A 3,950-nucleotide genomic window follows, 5' to 3' on the forward strand; every position below is an offset into this window, starting at 1 on the left:
TCACGATCGACCAAGGTCAACATGTTGCGCACAGCGGGAATCCTGTCCCACCGACCCGCCAAGATCAAATGCTACGACCGGCTGAACTCGCCCGGAACTTGGTGCAGTGATGGCCAGGCCGGCGCCGATCGTCATTGACTACCACAATGCCGGGACGGTACTCGCCCACGACCGTTCATCTGCGAGGCTGCGACCGGGATGAACGAAGGTCATCTCCCTGCAATGCCCTGTGGTCCCCGAGGTCGACCCGCCCATCTGGCACGGATCTGGCTTGAGACGCGGTCAGCGCGCTCCCATAAGGCCAGCGACACCCCGAACAAGCATGAACATCATCCTGAGGCAAAATTTGATCAACATAAAAGTGATCGACATGATCCCGCTGATCAATTGGAAGACAAGACCCATGACGCGAAGCCTTCCGACCGGAATCCGTCTACGCCATCCGGGCATTGGATCATCGCGTCCACCCGAGTCGTCATCGGCGAAGGCTATGTGGACAGTCATGCCAACCCGTCGGGTGACCTCTTCCGTGTCAAGGAACGATCCAGGCAGTCTCACCTGCGATCACAACGGCGGTGAGCTGCACAAACGTTCCGACATCGTCCAGGCACGTCCACCGTCGTTTCCTCCGGTTGTCACACAATCAGTCACTCAGGACGAGGTTTTCTCTGCTGTGTCGTCATGCCGAGTCTGCCACGATGGGTGAGTGATCCGTAGGCACCCAGCCGTGATGGCGACTGCCGCTGGTGTTGTTGCTGGCGCTGCGGTCGCCCAGGCAATTACTCGTAGAACGGTCGTTCGTGAAGCGGAACCGGCCGAGCCGGATACCACGAAGACAACAGCCGACGATCTTGACAAGGAGCTGCTAGGACAACTACATGCGGCCACTCTAAAGGCATCCGACTCGTGTTTTGAGCTCAAGAAGCTATGCGCCACTGTTTTGATTCCGACTGGAACTCTTGTGGCCCTCTTCTCAGAGCGTCGACTAGGCCCAGCGGTGTTTGTCGCCGGGTTCCTTGTAATTGTTTTCTTCTGGCTTGCTGATGCTGTCGGCTATTACTATCAGCGCAAGTTACGAGTCGCTATGGGAGCCATATGGCTTCGGCGGTCCGAACGATGCGACGAGACCTGGACCCCGCCCAGCACCGCATCAACGTCTCCGATAAGGGCCGCGTTCAATGGGTCTATGTATTTTTACCTTTTGCTTACAATTCCCGTACTGGCCGGCCTGCTTCTATATGCGATGGGTATCATAGAATCGCCTCATGAGGTAATTCCGTGAGACTCTTCGTCAGTTATGCGCGGAAGGACAATTCACCTCTACGCCTCGCCCAAATCGACCGCGAACTTCAGGCACTTGGGGGCTCCGTATATATCGACGATATCCATCATCCTCTAGTCGGCAATCGGCATGAAGCCGTCCTCGCGGAGCTTGGCCGTGCTGATCTCTTCGTTGCTGTCAAGACCCTTAATTATCTGCGAACGGACTGGACGCGACTTGAGTTTGGTACGGCGATGAAGGCTGCATTGCCACTTGCTGTCTTAGAGGTCGGAGGCGGACTTCGCCCGGCAGCGTACGAGGCCCTGCTTACGGAAGTTTACCCTGCCCCGACTTTTTGACCCCCAGGCAACTTGTGATCTTGAATGAGCTTGGTCAACACGCGCCTGACCTGTACACATCGGTCCATAGATGTCCGTGGGCGTCCGGCGCGATCACCGGCGATTGTCACGCAGTTAATCACTCGGGGCGCTGACCCCTTTGACGCGTTGCGTACGGTCGGCGGGTCGTTGCCGAACATCTCACCGCGTCTGGTGCAGAGGAAGTCGCCTCATCGTTCACCCAATTAGTAGCACCGCGATTCCGGGTTCGCAGTCGAGGCGGGCGCCGGTGGAGCATCAATACCACCGTTGGTCCATCATGGTTACATGGATAGGTTGCTTCCGATACGTCGTCGTATGCGGACGACGCCCGGACGAACGGCCGTGCGGCTTCAACGCGCAGCGATCCGGCGGTCTCGGCTGTCGGCCCGACCGATCAAGCCTCGTCGCCGGGAGGCCAGGCACCGCCGAACTGCGCGGCTCTTCGCGGCCGTTTTCATTGTCCTCACCTCCTGGATTGTCGTGGCGCCGGTGCTTAAATCACCTGCGGAAGTATCGTCGCTAAGACCTGGCGTGCTCAATTTCAGGATTGAGAACGACACGATGAAAACATGGCCCGATTTTGTCAATGCACTATCCCGCATCGAGATCTCGGCTGATGATGAGTCAGCCAGCGTGGGAATAAGGTTCCTCGGCCCCTCGCCGATCTGGGTGGCACAGTCACCCACAGTGGACCGTCAGTGGACGTGCAGCGTCTATTCGACCGACGACCGAAAGCTAGACAGGAACGGTACGCCTCAGCCAGACAACCTGGATTTTGGGACATTGGTGAATGGCCCGTCCGGGCGTGAAGGAACTGGTCCCCCGTGGGACCCAGGCTCGGTGTTCATGCACCTCGATTCAGTTCGGCTCCCAAACCCAGGCGACGAGATTTTACCGCCTCTTCTGGCTTGCTCGGCCGGCGGATGGACTGCCGGAAGCGGCGGAACTCAAATCCTAACGATTCCGGAAATTAGGATTACACTGGTGAGCAATGGGGCAAAGCTTGATTTCGACAAGTTTCCGGAGCGCTGGACGTGCAAGGATGACGTCTACTGGCAACTTCCGCCCGATTCGAGCGTGCGGGATTCCTCATTCGCTCTCGAACAAGACGGCAGGCGGATAACGCCGAAGGAATCGCATTGTGGAAGCTCCGGAGGTGGCGGGACCGACAAGGGCGGAGCCTCGATCACCGTCTTTCGTCCCGCTGTCGCCATCACCGCCGCCAGCCAACCCGCCCAGCAGGTCCTCCAGCTACGAGCGCTTTTCGGCGGTGCGCTCATAGGTGTGGCGGCGCAGCTAATTGCGGATTTGCTGAGCGCGGGCTTCATGGCTGTCGTCCCCGTCGCCTGGGTCTGGCAAAACGTTTTGAGCCGGCGTTGGCGAAAGAGAGTAAAATCGGGAGATGTGCTCTAAATTACTCACTCTAGCGGCATCGCAGGCGGACCGCCCTTAACAAACCAGTAGTGATAAATCGACTCACGGCGGTTTGTTACGTTGATGCAGCACTTCGTTGGGCAGTGGCACAGCACCAGTTCCGTCGCTCAGCAAGAAGCTTTGGGCGTCTAGTCGGCGTCGGCCCGACCGCTAGAACGTCTTTGTCGTCAGGATCAAGAGGCAGGGCATCCCTAAATCGGTAGCTCGCCCGACCTTCAACGAATGACCGCTGAAGCAGGATGACAAGGAGCGTTGTAGCAATGATCGAAAATACGGCTTCCGCCAATGGTGGCGGCTCGGTCCCGACTTGGCTAACGCTGGCAGTTGCAATAATTGCCCTTTCCGGTCCGCTCGGGGCGGCATCTTCTGCAATCTCGCCGCGAGGATCATCGGCAAGATTTCGATCGGCAACGCGAGAGAGCTCAATGGAGGCGTGAGGACCTTCAGAATAAAAGAACTCAAGCGCACCCTAATAACGGAGTTCCTAGATATAGCAAGTCGATGGGTGGACTCCCTCTTGCTCTCGTCACACCTTCCGGCCAACCGAGATCCTGTCGAATTCATCGACCTCTCAAGTCACATCTATTTTCAAGTTAGATTGATCACCTCCGAAGATTTCTGGCGAGCAGTGGGCAGGTATAACTATGCGCTTGGTTGTTTGAGTCTGCTCACTAACTATCCTTTAATACAGATTCGAGGAAAGGCAGTGGCTTATCGGTATAAATAAGCGATGGGAACGCTTATTCAACGAGGCGGATCCATCAGAGGAATATCAAGATACCGGCGAGTTCAGCCGGTCGTAGCATTTGATCTTGGCGGGTCGGTGGGACAGGATTCCCGCTGTGCGCAACATGTTGACCTTGGTCGATCGTGAA

The 3,950-nt window shown here is 57.0% G+C and carries 2 protein-coding genes; both read left to right on the forward strand.

Annotated features, from left to right (window positions below; genetic code table 11):
• Nucleotides 1–1,278: 1,278 nt before the first annotated feature.
• Entirely contained in the window at nucleotides 1,279–1,620 is a 342-nt protein-coding gene (locus AB0M88_RS52900) for a toll/interleukin-1 receptor domain-containing protein (RefSeq protein WP_364116157.1), read from the forward strand.
• Between the two features lie 510 nt (nucleotides 1,621–2,130).
• Nucleotides 2,131–3,054, forward strand: a complete 924-nt coding sequence (locus AB0M88_RS52905) for a hypothetical protein (protein ID WP_364116160.1) — start codon at nucleotides 2,131–2,133, stop codon at nucleotides 3,052–3,054.
• The last annotated feature ends 896 nt before the right edge of the window (nucleotides 3,055–3,950 follow it).

The organism is Actinoplanes sp. NPDC051411 (assembly GCF_040682075.1).
Classification (GTDB): Bacteria; Actinomycetota; Actinomycetes; order Mycobacteriales; family Micromonosporaceae; genus Actinoplanes.